This is a genomic window from Mycobacterium sp. NGS56 (genome assembly GCF_059812425.1).
Window position 1 is genome coordinate 1,425,540 of sequence record NZ_JCALCQ010000001.1, and the last position, 17,944, is coordinate 1,443,483.

Below are 17,944 nucleotides of genomic sequence, written 5' to 3' on the forward strand. Positions count from 1 at the left end.
CACGTCAGCTATCTTCGGCGGCACAATTCAATACCTGGTCAAGATCGGGTAAAGCCCCGCTGCCTGCAGTTCATTGAGTGCCAGCAACGCTGCATGACCTCGGTGGATGGCGGCCAGCTATTGAGCCGGTGCTCGCCCATCAGTGGCTGAAACGGCCGCCGTGGCGCTGGACCCATCCAGATACCGAACAGTCGCGTTCGCCCGACCGTTTACCGTTGGTATCTATGGACAGCGACCAGGGCGAGTCCGCTTTCACCTGGCAGGGCCGGCGCGACCTGGCGAGCCGGATGCATGATCAGCTCGACGAGCTGGTGGCGGCGCGCGACCAGATGGAACAACTCGTGCGGGTCATCGTCGAGATCGGCTCCGATCTGGACCTGGACGTGACGCTGCGTCGAGTCCTCGATGCCGCGATGGAGCTGACCGAAGCCCGCTACGCCGCCCTGGGTATCCGCGCCCCCGACGGGGCGCTCGTTTCTTTCGTGCATTCCGGAATCGACGTTGAGACCGCCCGGCGGCTTGGCGATCTTCCGGTGGGCGATGGCATGCGCATCGATGATCTGAGCACCCATCCGGCCACCGCCGACCTGGCCGGACACGAACCGCCGATGCATGCGCTGCTCGGCATCCCGATTACCGTGCGGGCGGCCAACTTCGGCAGCCTGTACCTGGCCGACGACCGGCCAGGCCGGGTCTTCTCCGACACGCAGGAAGGCGCCGTGCGCGCCATGGCCACGGCGGCGGCCGCCGCCATCGACAACGCGCGGCTCTTCGAGCGCGAACGCGAAGCGGCGAAATGGACTAGGGCCAGCCGCGAGATCACCACCGCGTTGCTGTCCGGTGACCCGCAGACCGGGCCGTTGCAGCTCATCGTCAACCGCGCGCTGGAGCTGGCCGGCGCTGAGCAGGCCATCCTGCTGGTGCCCAGGGAGGCCGATTTGCCCGTCGACCAGGTCGACACTCTGGTTGTCGCGGCGACCGCGGGCCGGTATTCCTCGGAGGTAATCGGACGACAAGTTCCGATGGACGGTTCGACCACCGGGGGCGTGGCCCGCCGCGGCATCCCGCTGATCACCGATTCCTTTCAATACCCGATCGAGGGCTTCACCGACGTCGGCGAACGCTCCGCGATCGTCATGCCGCTGATCGCGGACGAAGTCGTGCTCGGAGTCATCGCCGTCGCACGTGACCCGCACCAGCCCGCGTTCGGTAACGATTACCTCGACCTGGTCAGTGACTTCGCAAGGCACGCGGCGATCGCCTTGGCGTTGGCGGCGGGCCGCGAACACGCGCTCAACCAGGAATTGGCCCAAGCCGACACCGTCGATGACGCGGTGCGGGCCGCCGCCGAGGAACTGCGCCGGCTCTGGCGGGCGCGGCGCGTTCTGGCCGTCACCTTCCCGAGCCAAAGTCCCTCCACCGGAACCGTTTTCGGCGCACCGCGGGTGGTATCGGTGGGCGAGTCCGCGCAGTGGGACGATTTGCCGCCGCCCATGCAGGAGGTGCTCGGCGCTTTGCGCGACGGCGACCTGCTCACCCCCCATGCGGCGCAGCCCGGCACCGCGGGCATTGCGCTGCAGCACCCCGAAGGCGTGCTGGTCGTATGGATGGACCTGATCGCCCAGCGCCCATTCACCCTCGAGGACCAGACCTTGCTCACCGTCCTGGCCGCCCGCCTCGGCCAGGGTTTGCAGCGGGTGTACCAGGTAGATCAGCAGCGCGAGACCGCGCTGGCGCTGCAGCACGCGATCCTGGGCCCCTCCGATCTGCCCGACGGTTTCGCTGTGCGTTATCAGGCCGCGACTCGGCCCCTCCAGGTCGGCGGTGACTGGTACGACATCGTCGAGCTGGACGATGGACGCATCGCGTTGATCGTCGGCGACTGCGTCGGCCATGGCCTGGCCGCCGCCAGCGTGATGGGCCAGGTACGCAGTGCCTGCCGCGCGCTGCTGTTCGAAAACCCAAGTCCCGGTGCGGCTCTCGCGGGGATGGACCGCTTTGCCGCGCGGCTGCCCGGCGCGCAGTGCACCACCGCGGTGTGTGCGGTGCTTACCCCCGAGACGGGTGAATTGGTCTACTCGAGTGCCGGTCATCCGCCGCCCATCCTGGTACATGGAGACGGCAGCACCGAGATTCTCGACGATGGCCACACGATCGCCCTGGGGATACGAGGAAACTGGATTCGCCCGGAAGCCCGTGTCACCATCCCGGCACGTTCGACGCTGTTGCTCTACACCGACGGCCTAGTCGAACGTCGCCGGGTTCCGCTCGACCATGGCATCTCCCGCGTCGCGGCCGTCGCGCAGGATTCCCGCGCCTTGAGACTGGAGGACGTGGCGAACCAGGTCATGTCCCGTCTCGCGCCGCACAGCGGATACCAGGACGACGTTGTGCTGCTGCTCTACCGCCACCCGGCCCCGTTGGAGCTGACGTTTCCCGCAGACGTCAGCCAACTCGCGCCCACCCGTACTGCCCTGCGCAACTGGTTGACCCGGGCCCGGTTGGACCCCGATCAAGCCCTGAACGTGCTCGTCGCCGCCGGGGAAGCCGTCGCGAATGCCATCGAGCACGGTCATCGCCATAGACCGCAGGGCACAATTCGTCTGGGCGCGATCGCACTCGGTGACGAGCTCGAGTTGACCATCACCGACACCGGCTCGTGGAAGGCTCCGCAACCGGCTTCGTATCCTCATCGCGGCCGGGGCATCCCGCTGATGCGAAGCCTCATGCGCGATGTCGACATACGTCCGGATACCGATGGCACCACCGTCCATCTATCTACGAGGATCATCTGATGACCACCCCGCTCACGCTCGACACCGCGCGCGGCAGCGACGGGAAATTCGTGCTGGTCGCCGCAGGGGAAATCGACCTGAGCAATATCGACGCGTTCAGTCAGGCCTTGGCCAGCGCCGCGACCGAGGCCACCGGCGGCGACGGAGCGTTGCTCGTCGACCTCAGCGCGGTGGAGTACCTGGACAGCGCGGCCATCAATGCCTTGGCCGCTAACGCCGATCGGATCGAGCTGGTCGCGCACCCCGTCCTGATCCCAGTCCTCAAGGTCAGCGGCCTCACCGAACTGACCACCATCGAACCCGCAGCGCCGACAGCGGTGCAGTGACACACCGGCGAAAGTCATGTTCGCCGCTTGGTGATTTTTGCCCGTACGCGGAGTGCGTTGCCGGGATGCCGCGCTCACAGGCAGCGGTGACGCGTTGCGGCCAGCTGGCTGACCAGCTTTGGTGGATCGCTGTCGGGTTCACAAGCACGGCGGAGACGCGCTAGCGTTAACGCCTCACAGTGGGCCAATTCGAAGGACTGAATCTATATGTCCGCGATGATGATTCGGGCACCCTTCATTGCGGCGACGGTAATCCTCGGCGGGGCTGCCGGCGCGGCGCCGGGCGACCATGCGCCGATAGCGGGCATCGTGCTGATGGGGGGTGCCGCGACTTCGCCCGCGGGGGTGGTCGCTTCCCCGGTGGGACGCTGGCCTGCGCCCCTTGACGTCGCACCCGCAAAAATCGACAAGAGCGTCGCGACCGTCGCCTATGACTGCGGGAATCAGTCTCCGATCAATGTCGTGAGCATCGACTCCAACGTCACCTTGACCGGGTCGTGTGGCGAGGTCGATGTCAGCGGCTCTGCTAACACGGTGAACCTGCAGACGGTCGCCATCATCAAGGCCAGCGGTTCGGGCAACCACATCACCTGGCAGCAAGGGCCGGGTGGAGCGTTTCCGCAAATCAGCAACCCGGGCGGGAGCAACAGCATCGTGGGCCCCGCCGGCATACAAGCGCTGCCGGCCAGCGGCGGGTGAGAGTCGAATAATCTTGCCGCACAGCCTAAGTCCAGCGACGGTGGCGGACAGTCGCGCAGCGTGCCACGATGGCGAGATGGCTGACGACGCGTTGAGCCCGGAACGGGAGTTCAACGAGCAGAACATCGAAGAGTTCCGCCGCAATGGCGGAAAAGTCGGCGGGCAATTCGAGGGTTTCCCGCTGCTGCTGCTGACTTCGACTGGTGCGCGAAGCGGCGCCCAACGGGTCAACCCGGTCGCCTACTTCGATATCGACGGCAAAATTTATGTCGTCGGCTCCGCGGCGGGCCGGGACAACAACCCCAGCTGGGTACACAACATTCGCGCCAACCCTCGCGTGTCTGTCGAGATCGGCTCGGAACCCGCGAAGCCCGCGACCGCGCGCGAATTGTCGCGTGACCAACGGGATTCGATCTATCCGGTGGTGGTCGAGCGCGCCCCCGGGTTCGGCGAATATCAGCAACGCACCGATCGGCTCATCCCGGTCTTCGAATTGGTCACCGACTGAAGACACGGCACGCCAACGGCGTCCATGCCCGCCAATCGAGCACCTCAACGGGTTTATTGCCGCACAATGATGGGCGCGGGTGTTGGGCCGGATGCGACCATCACGCCCCGAACGATGAAGTGAGGTCGGCGATGAGACATTACCTGCGGAGTTGTGTGATCGGCGCGGTGGCTTTCGCGTTGGCCGGGTTGCCGGTGACGGTGCTCACCACGTCGGCGATCAGCCGCGCCGACGGCGAATGCGCCCCCGGTTGGGGCTGGAGCGTCGATCTGAATGAGTGTGTGTTCTTGGCCCCGCTCGCTAACGGCCCGGGCGGACCCGGGGGCCCGGGTGGACCCGGGGGACCGGGTGGACCTGGTGGGCCCGGGGGACCGGCGGGACCGGCGGGCCCCGGACACCCCGGACCGCGCTAGGAATCCGCCATCCGGCGGCAACGCGACATTCGGCCGGCGAACCAGCTGGGCGCCGGCACATGGGAACCGCGGAGGGACTCTTCGGGTATTTGCCGCCGGAGGCGCAAGATCGTCTGTTGGACAACATCACCGCACTCAGCGCGGACGGCAGCCGGCTGGCGTGCGAAGCTATTCCGGACATGTCAGAGGTAGACACCGAGAAAGCCCACGAGATGATGAGCAGGGCCACCGCGAAGTGGCGAGAGCACGGCTTCGACCTGGAATTCGGCGAGCTCGGCTACCAGGGCGAGCGCAACGACGTCGCCGTCTATCTGGACAACCTGGGTTGGCGTTCGGACAGCATCCGGATGAGTGAGCTGTTGGCCGAATCCGGTCTCGATGCGATTCCGCAGACCAACGACTCCGTATCGGTGGCCGACACCATCTACTACGCCTCGGTGCTGAGCAGATGACCGCCCCGCAGCGACGAGGGCTCAACAACGCCGTCACGCGGATGTGGAGTTTCCTCGCGCCGGCTTACGATCTGCCCTTCTTGCAACGGTGGGTATACCGACCGCCGCACAACGAGGTGATTGCCCAGCTGCGCAACCATGGCGCCCGCAAGATCGCTGATATAGCCTGCGGCACAGGCATCTTGACCGACCGAATCGAGCGTGAACTACACCCCGACGAGATCTACGGCGTCGACATGTCCGACGGCATGCTCGGCCAGGCTCGTGCCCGATCGGATCGGGTGCACTGGATGCGCGGTCCGGCCGAGCGGCTTCCGTTCGACGACGGCGCCCTCGATGCGGTCGTGACGACCTCGGCCTTCCACTTCTTCGATCAACCGGCGGCGTTGCGTGAATTCCACCGTGTGCTGGCTCCGGGCGGTCTGGTGGCCGTCTCGGCGCTGAGCACGAGGCAACCGCGGCTGCAGTCATCCGCGAACTCTCGATGGAAGCCCCAGCACAACACGTCCGCGCCCGAGATGCGGACGTTGTTCGAGGAGGCCGGCTTCGTCATCACGGACCAATATCGGATCCCGCGACCTGTGTGGACGGCGCTGGTGTCCGACTTGCTGACGGTCGGCACCAAAAGTTAGAGCCGGCATGGGGCGTGAAGCCGCTCGGCGCCATCGCATATAGCGACAACGCCCGCTTCGCCGATTGGCGAAGCGGGCGTCTTGTCAGCTATCGATCACAGCGGGATCCACACTCCGAAGAGCCAGAAGCCCCACTGGTTGAACCCAGGATCCCAGATTGGGGTTTCCTGGTAGCCCCAGTAGTTGATCGGGCCGTAGTCCCAGTGCCCACCGGGTGGCGGTAGCGGTCGATCCCACGCCGGCCGGGGCGGCGCACCCGGCCCCCACGGGCCGGGCCCCTCGCCCCACGGCGCCCCGTGGAAGTAACCACGCTGGGCATCTCCGTGCCACGGACCGCCAGGGTGAGGATCGGGTCCACCGAATCCGTTGGGGGCACCGGGGTGATCGCCCGGACCGCTCGGGCCGCCGGGGCGATCAGCGGGTCCACCGGGGCCGCCGGGGTGCTCCGCGGGACCGCCGGGACCACCTGGCTGTTCCGCGGGACCGCCAGGACCACCTGGGCCACCGGGGTGCTCCGCGGGACCGCCGGGTCCACCTGGGCCGCCATGCGGTCCACCAGGACCACCCGGACCACCGGGCCCGTCGGGACCGCCGGGATCATTGGGACCGGCAGGAGCCGGCCCGCCATGGTTACCGCCAGGACCACCCGCAGGCGAGGCGCCGTGACCACCCGGAGGCTGTGGTGCACCGGGAGCAGCGTTGGCGAACCCGGCGCCCATTCCCAAGGCCGCAGCGCTGAGCGCTCCGGCGATGGTCACCCCTCCGACAAGTTGCTTCAACTTCATAATTCTTCACCTATCCACTAGGGATTACGTACAAGGAAGTTCCTTGGAACACCCCCCTTACAATCCCGACGCTAAATAGGCTTTCTATGGATCAGCTGTGACTCGCCCGTGCAGAACTTTTGGCGGCCGTCCAACGAACGTTGCAATGTCGTGCATGTCGCAGCCAAGCTCGTCCAGACGCCGCGTGGCCGCCCCAGCTTCATTACCAGCTTCTTGACGGCGGATCGACGCTGTCGTCGGGCGGCACGCGGACGTGTTTGGCAAGGCTTCGTTGGCTAGTCCGGCGGGGTTTTCCTCTATATGGTTGCGGCCGTGTCGACTGCGTCACATCCGCACGAACCCCACGTCGGGTCGGTGTCGTCGAAGCTGAATTGGTTGCGCGCGGGCGTCCTGGGCGCCAATGACGGGATCGTCTCAACCGCGGGCATCGTCGTGGGGGTCGCGGCGGCCACCGTCGATCGTGCCCCGATACTCACCGCCGGCAGCGCCGGACTGGTCGCGGGCGCAGTGTCGATGGCGCTGGGCGAGTACGTCTCCGTCAGCACCCAGCGCGACACGGAGAAGGCCCTCTTGCGCCAGGAGCGCCGCGAATTGCGCGAGGATCCCGTCGCCGAATTGGACGAGCTCGCCACGCTCTACGAGGGGAAAGGCCTGACGCCGGCCACCGCTCGCACCGTGGCCGAGGAACTCACCGACCACAATCCGCTGCTCGCCCATGCCGAGGTCGAACTGGGCATCAACCCCGAGGAGTTGACGAATCCCTGGCAGGCGGCATCGTCGTCGGCGCTCTCGTTCGCGATTGGGGCACTGTTGCCGTTGATCGCAATCCTGGTCCCGCCGACGACGTGGCGAGTCCCGGTCACCGTCGTCGCGGTACTCACGGCGCTGGTGATCACCGGGGCGGTCTCGGCCGGACTGGGCGGCGCGCCGAAGGGCCGTGCGGTGCTGCGCAACGCCATAGGCGGCAGTCTTGCGTTGGCGATCACCTACCTGATCGGCCATCTGGTGGGCGCCGCAATCGGCTGAGCGTCGGGGGTGTCGCGACGGTGCGTACCCAGCGACTGGAAGCGCAACTGTAACATTCACAGTTGCGGTCCTCAGCAGAGCCCGCAATCCCATCACACGGAGGGGCATGCAGTGGCCGAGCCCGATATCGTGCCGGATGAAGCTCAATGGGCGGAACCGATGCCGTACTTCGTGCGCGACGAAAATCATTTCCTGCCAACCAGAATCGCGCGCGGGGGATGGGGTCCATCGCTGAGCGGCCACGTGGTCGGCGGACTGTTGGCGTGGGCGGTCGAGGACGCTGCTCACGATGCGCAACTGCAACCGGCGCGGTTGACGGTCGACCTGCCACGCCCAACCGCACTGGCGCCCCTCGAGGTGCACACCCAGGTGGTGCAGGACCGGCGCCGATTACGGCTGATCGAAGCCGTGATCATCCAGGACGGCGCCCCGGTCGCACAGGCGAGCGCATTGTTTTTGCGCCGCGGCAGGCAGCCCGAGGGGCACATCTGGTCACCGCCGGTGCAGATGCCACCGATCCCGCTGGACGAGACCTATTCCACGCTGTTCATGCGGACCTACAACTGGGGTTCCGAGGCACAGAACCCCGATCCGGACTGGCCTCAGACGGACGGCCCGAAATACACATGGATACACGAGACACGCCCATTGATCGACGAGGAACCACTCACCGCCTTCACTCGCGCGGCGATGGCTGGTGACATCACGGCTTCGATTGCCAACTGGGGCACCAACTCCCTGCAATTCATCAACGTCGACTACACCCTTACGCTCACCCGACCGCCCGCGGGCGACCACATCGGGCTGGCCTCGCTGACGCACCACAGTCACGACGGGGTGGCCAGCGGCTCGGCGGTCGTGGTGGACGCGAACGGGCCGATCGGTACCGGGGTGTCCGTCGCGATCGCGCATTCGGGGTTTCGTCCGCGGTCCACTGATCCATCGGCCGGCTGAGGGAGGCGCGCAGTGACGTTCTGGGCGTTGATCGGCGATGCGGCGCAGCGGGGATCGAGCCGAACGCTTCTGGCCGACGAGTACGGTCGCAGCCTGACGGCTCGTCAGCTGCACGACGCGGCGTGCTCGACCGCCGCCGCCCTCGCCGAACGGGGAATCCGCGCGGGAAACGTCGTGTCCTGGCAGCTGCCCACCACGCTGGAGACCATGGTGGTGATGGCCGCACTGGCCCGACTCGGTGCGGTGCAGAATCCGATCATCCCGATTCTGCGCGAAAGCGAAGTCGGTTTCATCACTGGCCAGCTGGATACCGAATTTTTTGTGGTGCCCGAGTTTTGGCGCGGTTTCGATCACGGCGGCTTGGCCCGGGAATTGTCCGGGGACAAGGGCTTTGAAGTCATCACCCTTGACCTGGCAACACCCCCGGCCGCCGGTGAGCTGCGGCTGCCCGGCGCCGCCGTCGACGCCCTTCCGGCCCCGCCAAGTTCCGCCGACGACGCTCGCTGGGTCTACTACTCCTCGGGGACCACCGCGGCCCCCAAGGGGATCCGTCATACCGACACGTCGGTCATCGCCGGGTCGGCCGGAGTGGTGGGCATGGTGGGAGCCAACAGCAGCGACGTGGATCCGGTCGCGTTCCCGGTCGCCCACATCGGTGGGGCCGCGATGCTGGCCACCGCGCTGCTGACCGGCATGCGGTTGGCGCTTTTCGAGGCGTTCGATCCGGCCACCACCCCATGGGCCATCGCCGCGCACAACCCGACATTCCTGGGCACCGCGACCCCATTCTTCGTTGCCTTCCTCGAAGCCCAACGGGCGCAAGCCGATGGGCCGCTGTTTCCGTTGGTCCGGGGCTGCCTCGCCGGGGGTGCGCCCGTCACCGCCGAACTGGGACGCCAGGTCCGCGAAACCTTCGGCCTGGCCGGAATCGCGAACGCCTGGGGGATGACCGAGTTTCCGTGCGCCACCTCGCCACCACTGACCGCTGCACCCGAAGTGCTCGACCATACCGTCGGCCCGCCAGTGCCCGGGGTCAAGGTACGCGTGGTCGACGGCCACGGCGTCGAAGTGGGCACCGGACAGGAAGGGGAGCTGCGGCTCAAGGGGCCCCAGTGCTTCCTCGGCTACGCCGACCCGACGCTTGACGCCGACGCGTTCGATAGCGACGGCTGGTTGCGCACAGGCGATCTCGGCCTGATCGATGCCGACGGCAATGTCCGCGTCACGGGCCGTACCAAGGACGCGATCGTCCGCAATGCGGAGAACATCTCGGCCCTGGAAATCGAGAATGCGCTGGCCACCCACCCCGCCGTCGCCGAAGTCGCCGTCATCGGAATTCCCGACCCGCGCACCGGCGAACGCGTCTGCGCCGTCGTGGTCCCTGCGACGGCCGGTGGTGTTTCCTTGGAATCCCTTGTGCGGCATTGCCAATCACGGGGTCTCAGCCGGCACAAACATCCCGAGCACCTGGTGGTCGTCGAAACGTTGCCGCGCAATCAAATCGGCAAGGTGATCAAGAAGGACCTGCGCGCGGCCTTTGGGTGACGCGTGCGGCGCACTCGATAGCGCATGCCCTAGCGGGTCTTAAAATGCGGTGACGATCCCTGCACACCGCGCGCCCTACAGCGGACGCCTAGAGCCCCTTGGGCGCATCGCGGACGGCCTGCACCGCGGCGGCGTCGCCGTCGAATTCGACCCGGGCCTGTCGTCCGACCGCGAACAGCAGCAGCTCCTCGGGCGCACCGGTCACGGTCACCGCCGGCCCCTGACCCACGGTGAGCAGCGTCTTGCCCTCCGGGGTGCGCAGCGCCACGCGGCCGGGCGTCTTGGCGAGTGTGACCCGGGCCATCAGCGGCAGGGTGCGCCTCAACGACTTGCTCAGCGCGGGCTCCAACGAGCGCGGCTGCCAGCCCGGCTGCGCGCGGCGCACATCCTCGTGGTGGATGAACATCTCGGCCACATTGGCCACCGGGTCGAGCAGTCTGAGTGGCGAGTAGACCGGCGGGCCGGCGGTCAGCTTGCCCACCAGCTCGTCCCAACCGTTTCGCTCGGCCACCTGGTTCTGCACCTTCTCCGTGTGAGAGGCGAAGAAGGGGAACAGGATGCCGGGTGCCGCGTCGGGTCGGTATTCACGGATTACCAGGTGGGCGGCCAAGTCCCGCGTCTTCCATCCCTCGCACAGGGTGGGCGCATCCGGCCCAACGCCGCGCATGGTTTCCACCAGGGCGGCACGTTCGCGTCGAGCAACAGACATCCGTTCAGCCTAGAGCGATCGCCCCCGGACAGCACGGGTCCACCGCACACCACTCGCCGGCGGCTCGGTAAATTTGGTTTGTCATGTTGTCGAAAGGAATCGCATGAGCGCGCAAGTTGAGCAGTTGGAGTTTCAGGCAGAGGCTCGCCAGCTGCTGGATTTGATGGTCCACTCCGTCTACTCCAACAAGGACTCGTTCCTGCGGGAGCTGATCTCCAACGCCTCCGATGCTCTGGACAAGCTGCGGCTTGAGGCGTTCCGGAACAAGGACCTCGACGTCGACACCTCCGACCTGCACATCGAGATCGACGTCGACAAGGACGCGCGCACGCTGACCGTCCGCGACAACGGCATCGGGATGACGCGCGCCGAAGTGGTCGATCTGATCGGCACGCTGGCCAAGTCCGGCACCGCCGAGCTGCGCAAACAACTGCGCGAGGCCAAGAACGCCGCGGCCTCCGAGGAACTCATCGGCCAGTTCGGAATCGGTTTCTATTCGAGCTTCATGGTCGCCGACAAGGTGGAACTGCTCACCCGCAAGGCCGGGGAGAGCGAGGCCACCAAGTGGGAATCGAGCGGCGAGGGCACCTACACCATCGAATCGGTCGACGACGCCCCACAGGGAACGTCGGTCACCCTGCACCTCAAGCCCGAGGACGCCGAGGACGAACTGCACGACTACACGGCGGAGTTCAAGATCAGGAGCCTGGTCAAGAAGTACTCCGACTTCATCGCGTGGCCGATCCGGATGGAGGTCGTGCGACGGGAACCGGCCGCCTCGGACGAAGAAGGAGAGAGCGGCGAGGAGACGGTCACCATCGAGACCGAGACCCTCAACTCGATGAAGGCCCTGTGGGCCAGGCCCAAAGAAGAGGTCTCCGAGGAGGAGTACAAGGAGTTTTACAAGCACATCGCGCACGCCTGGGACGACCCGCTCGAGGTCATCTCGATGCGGGCCGAAGGCACGTTCGAGTATCAGGCACTGCTGTTCATCCCGTCGCACGCCCCGTTCGATCTGTTCAACCGGGACGCCCACACCGGGATCCAGCTGTATGTCAAACGTGTGTTCATCATGGGCGATTGCGACGAGCTCATGCCCGAATACCTGCGCTTCATCAAGGGGGTCGTTGATGCGCAGGACATGTCGCTCAACGTGTCGCGCGAGATTCTGCAACAGGATCGGCAGATCAAGGCCATCCGGCGCCGGTTGACCAAGAAGGTCCTCTCCACGATCAAGGATCTGCAGTCCGAGCGCCCGGACGACTATCGCACCTTCTGGACCCAATTCGGCCGGGTCGTCAAGGAGGGCCTGCTGAACGACTTCGACAACCGGGAGACGCTGTTGGCGCTCTCCTCATTCGCCTCGACGCACAGCGAGGAGGAAGCCACCACGCTCGCCCAGTACGTGGAGCGCATGAAGGAGGGCCAGACGCAGATCTTCTACGCCACGGGGGAGTCGCGTCAGCAGATCCTGAAGTCGCCGCACCTGGAGGCCTTCAAAGCCAAGGGCTACGAGGTGCTCCTGCTCACCGACCCGGTCGACGAGGTCTGGGTGGGAAGCGTGACCGAGTTCGACGGCAAGCCGCTGCAGTCCATCGCCAAGGGCGAGGTGGACCTCAGCGCCGACGATGACGAGAGCGAGGCCGAGCGCGAGGAGCAGCAGAAGGAATTCGCCGACCTGCTGACCTGGCTGAAGGAGACCCTCACGGATCACGTCAAGGAAGTTCGGCTGTCCAACCGCTTGACGGACTCGCCCGCTTGCTTGATCACCGACGCCTTCGGGATCACACCGGCCCTCGCGCGCATGTACCGCGCTTCCGGGCAGGCCATTCCCGTGGGGAAGCGGATACTCGAACTCAACCCCAACCACCCGCTCGTCACCGGCCTGCGGCAAGCGCAAAAGAACGCGGACGACGACGCTGCGCTCGCCGAGGTCGCGGAAACCGCGGAATTGCTCTACGGCACAGCACTTCTGGCCGAAGGCGGTGCACTCGACGATCCGGCGAGGTTTGCCGAGCTGCTCGCAGGCCGGTTGGCCCGCACGGTGTAACGCAGGGTTTACCGGGCAAATGGGCGATTTCTGCGATTGAAAACTCGCTGGCAGGGATACTTGGATCCCATGCCCGCGTTTCGCGTCATCGACCCCGGTGGCCGGGTCGTCGCGACGAAGAGTTTTGCCAATGCGGACGCCGCGCACACCTGGTTCGTCAACTCGGTTAGCGGCGATACCGAGCTGGGTTGGCGTATGGAGGTCAACGACGACGGGCAATGGGCGTTCTTCGATGACACCGAAGGCTTCACCGCCCCGGTGAGCCGGCGACCGGAACGGCACTGATCGCGCGGGCACATTCGCCGTACCGCGCCGGCTTCCCGCTTATGGTCCGATCACAAAACAGCGGCCGGCGCCGCTGACGAACAGGACTTCATCAACCGCGGATTGCGCGATGGCCGGGAATTCGAAGCGGTGCACCTGTTGGCCGCGCTCGATGCCAGCGTCCTGCGACTCGCTGGTGCCGTCCTTCTTGCGGACCAGCGCCGTCACTTTCTCCGGTTGGGACGGACTCTTGGGGTCCTGGAAGTACCACACCTCGATCCCGGCGCCAGAGTCATTGGCGCGCCAGCCGTCGGCGTAATAGCAAGGCGGGTTGCCCTGGGCGTCCGGCGGTGGTGGTGTGCATATCGATAACCCCACGCACGGCTGCGCACCGCTGGGGCCGGGGGCGGCGCCGCCACCACTCGTCGGTGACGGCGGCGTCGTCGAGGGATCGGCCAGGGCGATGGGCATCGCCGCAATTCCCATGGCGATTGCTCCAGCGGTGAACAATCCACGAAGCACGTTCGGGGGCCTCCTGTTAGGCGAAAGAACGATGGTTGCTGACAACTACAGAGCTAACACCCTGGGTCGGTCGTCGAGCAAGGGGCTAACGCGGCTCGCGACGCGGCTCATCGCTCGACGTACGCTCCCACCATGCATGTCGACGCGATGACGATTCCCCAGCCGCTCGGCCAAATCGGTGACCTTGCCCGGCGGACCCAATCGGCCGGGTTCTCCGGTCTGTTGTTCACCGAGACCGGCCGCACCGCGTACTTGAACGCCGCCGTCGCGTCGCAGGCCGCGCCCGGCCTCGAACTGTCGACGGGCGTCGCGGTGGCCTTTCCGCGCAGTCCGTTTGTTACCGCCGCCGCGGCCTGGGAGCTGCAGGAGGCCACCAAGGGCAAGTTCCGGCTGGGCCTCGGAACGCAGGTACGCACCCATGTGGTGCGGCGCTACGGCACGGCCTTCGAGCGGCCCGGGCCGCGGCTGCGCGACTACCTGCTCGCCGTGAAGGCGTGCTTCGCGGCGTTTCGCTCCGGGACGCTCGACCACCACGGCGACTTCTACGATCTCGACTTCATCACCCCGCAGTGGAGCCCGGGGCCCATCGACGCCCCGGACCCCAAAGTCGATATCGCAGCGGTCAATCCATGGATGCTGCGGATGGCGGGCGAAGTGGCCGACGGGTTGCACGTCCACCCGATCGGCGAACCGGGCTACCTGGCCCGGCACGTCGTGCCGACGATTGCCGAAGGGGCGGCGAAAGCGGGACGTTCACCGTCGGACATCGCGATCATCGTGCCCGTCATGACGATCGTCGGAGACACCGACGAGGAGCTCGACACGCAACGCGAAGCCGTGCGCGCCAGCATGGCCTTCTACGGCAGTACGCCCAACTACGCATTCATCTGGGATGAGGCGGGTTTCGAGGGCACGACCGCCCGGATCCGGGAAAAGCAGAAGGCCGGCGACTTCGCCGGGATGGCGGCCCAGGTCAGCGACGATCACATCGCGGTCTTCGCGACCGAGTCGACCTGGGACGGGCTGGCCGACGCGTTGATCGAGAAATACGCCGGAACGGCAACGCGATTGGTGATGTACAACGCCGTTGCCGATCAGGAGCGCTTCGAGCGGTACGGCGAGGTGGCTCGCCGGCTGCAAACGATCAGCGGCTGAGCTGAATGGCTTTGACCACGAGTAGCAGCGCGCCGGCGACCAGATAGGTGCGCAGGGCGATCATGCCCAGCCGGGTGCCGGGCGACCAGACGACCGGTTCGAGCAGCGCTAGCGGTGGCATGCGCCAGGTGCTGCGGTCGACGCCCCGGACCGGAAGCTGTGCGACGGGCCGCGGGGGTTGGCGGCGGGCCATCCAGCGCAGCGCGGGCGCGCCCGCGGCGGCGAAGACGATCATGGCCACTACCAGGTAGCCGCAAACCTTCAGGACATCGATGTTGGGAAACAGCGTGGTGGCCATCAAGATCCCCGACAGCAGCAGCAGCGTGCCGACGATCAGCCCGGCGACCCAGTTCAGCCAGGACCGATTCACCCAGGGGCCCAATACTTCTCGATCATTGCACAACAGCAGCAAAAACACGCTGGCGCTGGGCAGCAGTAAACCGGCGAGGGCCTGCACGGCGGTGGTGATCAGCCCGAGCGGGGCACCCGGGATCAGCACGACGGCCGCGGCCACTACCACCATTGCGGTGTAGGACAGGTAGAACTGCTTGGCGTCGGAGAAGCCGCGGTGCAGCGAGTGCTTCAGCCCGAAGACGTCTCCGAAGGCGTAGCTGGTGGCCAGCGTGACGGCGGCGGCGCCGATGATCGAGGCGTCCATCAGCACGATCGCGAAGATCCAGCCGAGCGGCTCGTGGCGTTGGCCGAGCAGGTGGGCGACGGCCCCGGCGTCGGTGAAGCCGCCCACGGTCTGGGTGGAGCGGGCGGCCCAGTCGCCGGTCATCACCAGCGCGGCGGCGCCGACCACCACTACGAAGGCGCCCAGCACGGTGTCCGCGCGTTCGTAGGCCATGAACCGGGGTGTGATGCGCTTGTCAACGACGTTGGACTGCTGGAAAAACAGCTGCCACGGCGCCACGGTGGTGCCGACGATGGCGATGATCAGCAGCACCGCGTCCGAACTGATCCCGCCCGAAATGCTGGGCACGACAAAAGACTTCGCCGCATGCACCCACTGTGGATGTGACATCAACAGCATCGGGATCTGCAGCAGCGTGACGGCGATGAACACGAACATGGCCCGCTCCCAGCGCCGGAAGCTGCCGCTGGCCATGATCGCCACCAGCGCCACCGCCGAGATCGGCACGACCACGTATTTGGAGATGCCGATGTACTCGGCGGCCAGGCTGATGCCGATGAACTCGGTGACGATCGTCAAGAAGTTGAGCAAGAACAGGTCGCCGACCGAAAACCAGCCCCAGCCGCGGCCGAAGCGTTCGTTGATCAGGCGGGCGTGCCCGACCCCGGTGACCGCGCCGAGCCGGACCACCATTTCCTGGTTGACGATCAGCACGGGGATCAGCAGCAGCAACACCCACAGCAGCGAGTAGCCGTAGTTCTGGCCGGCTTGGGCGTAGGTGGCCACCCCGCCCGCGTCGTTGTCGCCGACCATCACGATGATTCCGGGTCCCACGATCGCGAGCAGGGTCAGCAGCCGCGTCCGCCAGGTCCGGGCATGCTCGGTCTCCGCAATGCTGATGCGCCCGAACGCACCCTCGATATCACCCACGTGCGCGCTGTCCAGCACGGCCGTGCGCCGCGCCTGCGCCCGCTGGGAGCGCTGCACGTCGACACCGCGCGCGTCGGCCTGGGTGGTGTCCTCGCCGCCGGAACTCACTGCGGGGTGCCTCCCGCTGGCGGGGTGGTGTCACGCTCATCGTCGCCGGCGATTTCGCGGATGGGGCGCGGCGCGGGCTCCCGGCGGCGCCAGTCCTCGGGGATGGTCGCCTCCAGCACGTCGTCGACGGTGACCACTCCGAGCAGACGGTCCTGCTCGTCGACGACGGGTATGGAATAGAGATTGAAATCGGCCATCAGCAGCGCGATATCGGTCAGGTCCGCGTCGGCATTCACCCGTACCGGGTCGGAATCCATTAGCGCCCCGAGGGTTTCGGCGGGATCGACCTGCAACAGGGTGATCACGGAGACAACGCCGTCAAGGCGTTTGTCATCGTCGAGCACGTGCACCTTGATCAGCGCTTCCGGCTGGATGCTGCGCGAGGCGGCGATCAACGCCAACGCCTCGCCCGCGGTTGTGGCCGGCGAGCATGTCACGGAGTCGACATTCATCAACCCGCCGGCGCTTTCGGGGTTGAATCCCATCAGGGTGATGACCTTGGTGCGTTGCGGGGCGGGCATCAGCTCGAGCACGCGCCGGCGGCGGGACTGGCGCAGATCGGCGATGGCGTCGGCGGCGTCGTCGGCGCGCATCCGGCCCAGCAGCGCGGCGACCTCGTTGTCCGGCATGTTGTCGAGCAACCGGCTGGCCTTGTCGGGGTCCAGTTCTTCGAAGACGTCGGCTTCCAATTCCGGGTCGCTGTGCACGCGGTCGAGAATCTCGCCGCCCTCGGCCTTGTCCGCTTCCTCGAGAAGATCGGCGATCTCGGCGGCCTTGAGCTCGCCGAACCGGTCCGAAAGACGCCGGACCGCGTCCGAGCGGGCGTGCCCGATCAGCGGCTCGAATGCCTTCCAATCGCGAGACGCATGCCCGCCCGAGTGTTTGATCAGCCCGAACAATCGCGGCGGACGGCGGGTGTCCAGGCGGGTGACCATCCAGCCTTCGCCGCTCTGCTCCAGCTCGACGTCGTAGGCGCGCACCAGCTCGACGGTGGCCACGTCGATCAACCGGTGGCCCAACACGTCGGCGCGCAACAGCACCTCCCCTTCGCGGCGCTCGAAGCTGCGAAGGTCAACCTTGTTCTTGGTCAACAGAACTCGGTCCGCCGAGTACGCGTCGATGGTTTTGTCACCGATGAAGACACGGCGTCCGCCGACTCCCGCCACGATCCCGGCCACCAGGGGGTACTCCTCGGCCCCGCGCAGTCGCACGATGACGTCCTCGACCCGGCCGACCGTTTCGCCGGAACGCGCCAGCACTGGCGCACGCAACAGCTGGGAGAGGTGGATGATCGGCTGCCCGGCGCGAGCCGTGGACGGCTTCTCCGATGTGCTCACGTATCCCTCCTCAAGGCGGTACGACCGAACCCGCGGCCAACCTACCCCGAAACGAAGGGTCGCGGCGCCATGCGGATTGAAATCGATCGTCGGACCG

17 protein-coding genes and 1 pseudogene are annotated in these 17,944 nt (G+C 66.5%); 13 read left to right on the forward strand and 5 right to left on the reverse strand.

Annotated elements, in window-relative coordinates; translation table 11 throughout:
* The first annotated feature begins 224 nt into the window (after positions 1 to 224).
* The 7 genes and pseudogenes from AC5Y4F_RS06515 (at position 225) to AC5Y4F_RS06545 (ending at position 5,825) form a co-directional block, all read left to right on the forward strand.
* A complete protein-coding gene (locus tag AC5Y4F_RS06515) occupies positions 225 to 2,795 on the forward strand; it encodes a SpoIIE family protein phosphatase (RefSeq protein WP_067937493.1) in 2,571 nt (856 codons plus the stop codon).
* Complete coding sequence (locus AC5Y4F_RS06520; protein WP_499995588.1) at positions 2,795 to 3,121, forward strand: STAS domain-containing protein; 327 nt, start codon at positions 2,795 to 2,797, stop codon at positions 3,119 to 3,121. Before AC5Y4F_RS06515 ends, AC5Y4F_RS06520 begins: the two co-directional genes overlap by 1 nt.
* A 207-nt stretch (positions 3,122 to 3,328) precedes the next feature.
* Complete coding sequence (locus AC5Y4F_RS06525) at positions 3,329 to 3,820, forward strand: DUF3060 domain-containing protein (RefSeq protein WP_499995590.1); 492 nt, start codon at positions 3,329 to 3,331, stop codon at positions 3,818 to 3,820.
* 76 nt (positions 3,821 to 3,896) lie between these two features.
* The gene (locus AC5Y4F_RS06530) at positions 3,897 to 4,328 is read left to right on the forward strand and encodes a nitroreductase family deazaflavin-dependent oxidoreductase (RefSeq protein WP_067937525.1); all 432 of its coding nucleotides are present in this window, start codon (positions 3,897 to 3,899) and stop codon (positions 4,326 to 4,328) included.
* Between the two features lie 131 nt (positions 4,329 to 4,459).
* Positions 4,460 to 4,741, forward strand: a complete 282-nt coding sequence (locus AC5Y4F_RS06535) for a hypothetical protein (protein ID WP_197520635.1) — start codon at positions 4,460 to 4,462, stop codon at positions 4,739 to 4,741.
* A 65-nt stretch (positions 4,742 to 4,806) separates the two neighbouring features.
* Positions 4,807 to 5,193, forward strand: a pseudogene (locus AC5Y4F_RS06540) (class I SAM-dependent methyltransferase); the annotation flags it as partial.
* A complete protein-coding gene (locus tag AC5Y4F_RS06545; RefSeq protein ID WP_067937487.1) occupies positions 5,190 to 5,825 on the forward strand; it encodes a class I SAM-dependent methyltransferase in 636 nt (211 codons plus the stop codon). The pseudogene AC5Y4F_RS06540 and the gene AC5Y4F_RS06545, both read left to right, overlap by 4 nt.
* Before the next feature lie 95 nt (positions 5,826 to 5,920).
* On the opposite strand, the gene AC5Y4F_RS06550 is transcribed toward AC5Y4F_RS06545, so the two are convergent.
* Positions 5,921 to 6,610 carry a chitin-binding protein gene (locus AC5Y4F_RS06550; protein WP_499995593.1) on the reverse strand — a complete coding sequence of 230 codons (690 nt, stop codon included), beginning with the start codon at positions 6,608 to 6,610 and terminating at the stop codon, positions 5,921 to 5,923.
* Between the two features lie 312 nt (positions 6,611 to 6,922).
* On the opposite strand from AC5Y4F_RS06550, the gene AC5Y4F_RS06555 reads away from it, so the two are divergent.
* The 3 genes from AC5Y4F_RS06555 (at position 6,923) to AC5Y4F_RS06565 (ending at position 10,135) form a co-directional block, all read left to right on the forward strand.
* Positions 6,923 to 7,636, forward strand: coding sequence for a VIT1/CCC1 transporter family protein (locus tag AC5Y4F_RS06555; RefSeq protein WP_067937523.1), 714 nt, complete (start codon positions 6,923 to 6,925; stop codon positions 7,634 to 7,636).
* Positions 7,637 to 7,747: 111 nt separating this feature from the next.
* Positions 7,748 to 8,590: a thioesterase family protein gene (locus AC5Y4F_RS06560; protein WP_067937483.1), complete on the forward strand. Its 843-nt coding sequence runs from the start codon at positions 7,748 to 7,750 to the stop codon at positions 8,588 to 8,590.
* A gap of 12 nt (positions 8,591 to 8,602) precedes the next feature.
* A complete protein-coding gene (locus tag AC5Y4F_RS06565) occupies positions 8,603 to 10,135 on the forward strand; it encodes a class I adenylate-forming enzyme family protein (RefSeq protein ID WP_499995595.1) in 1,533 nt (510 codons plus the stop codon).
* Between the two features lie 88 nt (positions 10,136 to 10,223).
* Here the strand turns inward: AC5Y4F_RS06565 and AC5Y4F_RS06570 are convergent, their stop codons facing one another.
* Positions 10,224 to 10,844 (reverse strand): TIGR03085 family metal-binding protein, encoded by a 621-nt coding sequence (locus AC5Y4F_RS06570; protein WP_067937479.1) that lies wholly within the window; start codon positions 10,842 to 10,844, stop codon positions 10,224 to 10,226.
* 103 nt (positions 10,845 to 10,947) lie between these two features.
* Here AC5Y4F_RS06570 and htpG point away from each other — a divergent pair, with 103 nt between their 5' ends.
* Both htpG and AC5Y4F_RS06580 read left to right on the forward strand, forming a co-directional pair.
* Entirely contained in the window at positions 10,948 to 12,894 is a 1,947-nt protein-coding gene (gene htpG / locus AC5Y4F_RS06575) for a molecular chaperone HtpG (protein ID WP_499995597.1), read from the forward strand.
* A gap of 69 nt (positions 12,895 to 12,963) precedes the next feature.
* A complete protein-coding gene (locus tag AC5Y4F_RS06580; protein WP_499995598.1) occupies positions 12,964 to 13,179 on the forward strand; it encodes a hypothetical protein in 216 nt (71 codons plus the stop codon).
* Positions 13,180 to 13,218: 39 nt separating this feature from the next.
* Here AC5Y4F_RS06580 and AC5Y4F_RS06585 read toward each other — a convergent pair whose 3' ends face one another.
* On the reverse strand, positions 13,219 to 13,680 hold the full coding sequence (locus AC5Y4F_RS06585; RefSeq protein ID WP_499995600.1) for a hypothetical protein: 462 nt from the start codon (positions 13,678 to 13,680) through the stop codon (positions 13,219 to 13,221).
* Between the two features lie 132 nt (positions 13,681 to 13,812).
* Between AC5Y4F_RS06585 and AC5Y4F_RS06590 the strand changes: the two genes are divergently transcribed.
* Positions 13,813 to 14,835, forward strand: coding sequence for a TIGR03617 family F420-dependent LLM class oxidoreductase (locus tag AC5Y4F_RS06590; RefSeq protein ID WP_499995601.1), 1,023 nt, complete (start codon positions 13,813 to 13,815; stop codon positions 14,833 to 14,835).
* Here AC5Y4F_RS06590 and AC5Y4F_RS06595 read toward each other — a convergent pair.
* Together AC5Y4F_RS06595 and AC5Y4F_RS06600 are read right to left on the reverse strand one after the other, a co-directional pair.
* Positions 14,825 to 16,510: an NRAMP family divalent metal transporter gene (locus AC5Y4F_RS06595; protein WP_067937470.1), complete on the reverse strand. Its 1,686-nt coding sequence runs from the start codon at positions 16,508 to 16,510 to the stop codon at positions 14,825 to 14,827. The genes AC5Y4F_RS06590 and AC5Y4F_RS06595 overlap by 11 nt on opposite strands.
* The gene (locus AC5Y4F_RS06600; RefSeq protein ID WP_067937468.1) at positions 16,507 to 17,847 is read right to left on the reverse strand and encodes a magnesium transporter MgtE N-terminal domain-containing protein; all 1,341 of its coding nucleotides are present in this window, start codon (positions 17,845 to 17,847) and stop codon (positions 16,507 to 16,509) included. Before AC5Y4F_RS06600 ends, AC5Y4F_RS06595 begins: the two co-directional genes overlap by 4 nt.
* Positions 17,848 to 17,944: the final 97 nt, after the last annotated feature.

Coding starts and splice junctions, on each gene's coding strand:
- htpG (WP_499995597.1), top strand. CDS start 10,948: ATGAGCGCGCAAGTTGAGCAGTTGGAGTTTCAGGCAGAGGCTCGCCAG.
- AC5Y4F_RS06530 (WP_067937525.1), top strand. CDS start 3,897: ATGGCTGACGACGCGTTGAGCCCGGAACGGGAGTTCAACGAGCAGAAC.
- AC5Y4F_RS06545 (WP_067937487.1), top strand. CDS start 5,190: ATGACCGCCCCGCAGCGACGAGGGCTCAACAACGCCGTCACGCGGATG.
- AC5Y4F_RS06550 (WP_499995593.1), bottom strand. CDS start 6,610: ATGAAGTTGAAGCAACTTGTCGGAGGGGTGACCATCGCCGGAGCGCTC.
- AC5Y4F_RS06570 (WP_067937479.1), bottom strand. CDS start 10,844: ATGTCTGTTGCTCGACGCGAACGTGCCGCCCTGGTGGAAACCATGCGC.
- AC5Y4F_RS06520 (WP_499995588.1), top strand. CDS start 2,795: ATGACCACCCCGCTCACGCTCGACACCGCGCGCGGCAGCGACGGGAAA.
- AC5Y4F_RS06580 (WP_499995598.1), top strand. CDS start 12,964: ATGCCCGCGTTTCGCGTCATCGACCCCGGTGGCCGGGTCGTCGCGACG.
- AC5Y4F_RS06590 (WP_499995601.1), top strand. CDS start 13,813: ATGCATGTCGACGCGATGACGATTCCCCAGCCGCTCGGCCAAATCGGT.
- AC5Y4F_RS06535 (WP_197520635.1), top strand. CDS start 4,460: ATGAGACATTACCTGCGGAGTTGTGTGATCGGCGCGGTGGCTTTCGCG.
- AC5Y4F_RS06515 (WP_067937493.1), top strand. CDS start 225: ATGGACAGCGACCAGGGCGAGTCCGCTTTCACCTGGCAGGGCCGGCGC.
- AC5Y4F_RS06525 (WP_499995590.1), top strand. CDS start 3,329: ATGTCCGCGATGATGATTCGGGCACCCTTCATTGCGGCGACGGTAATC.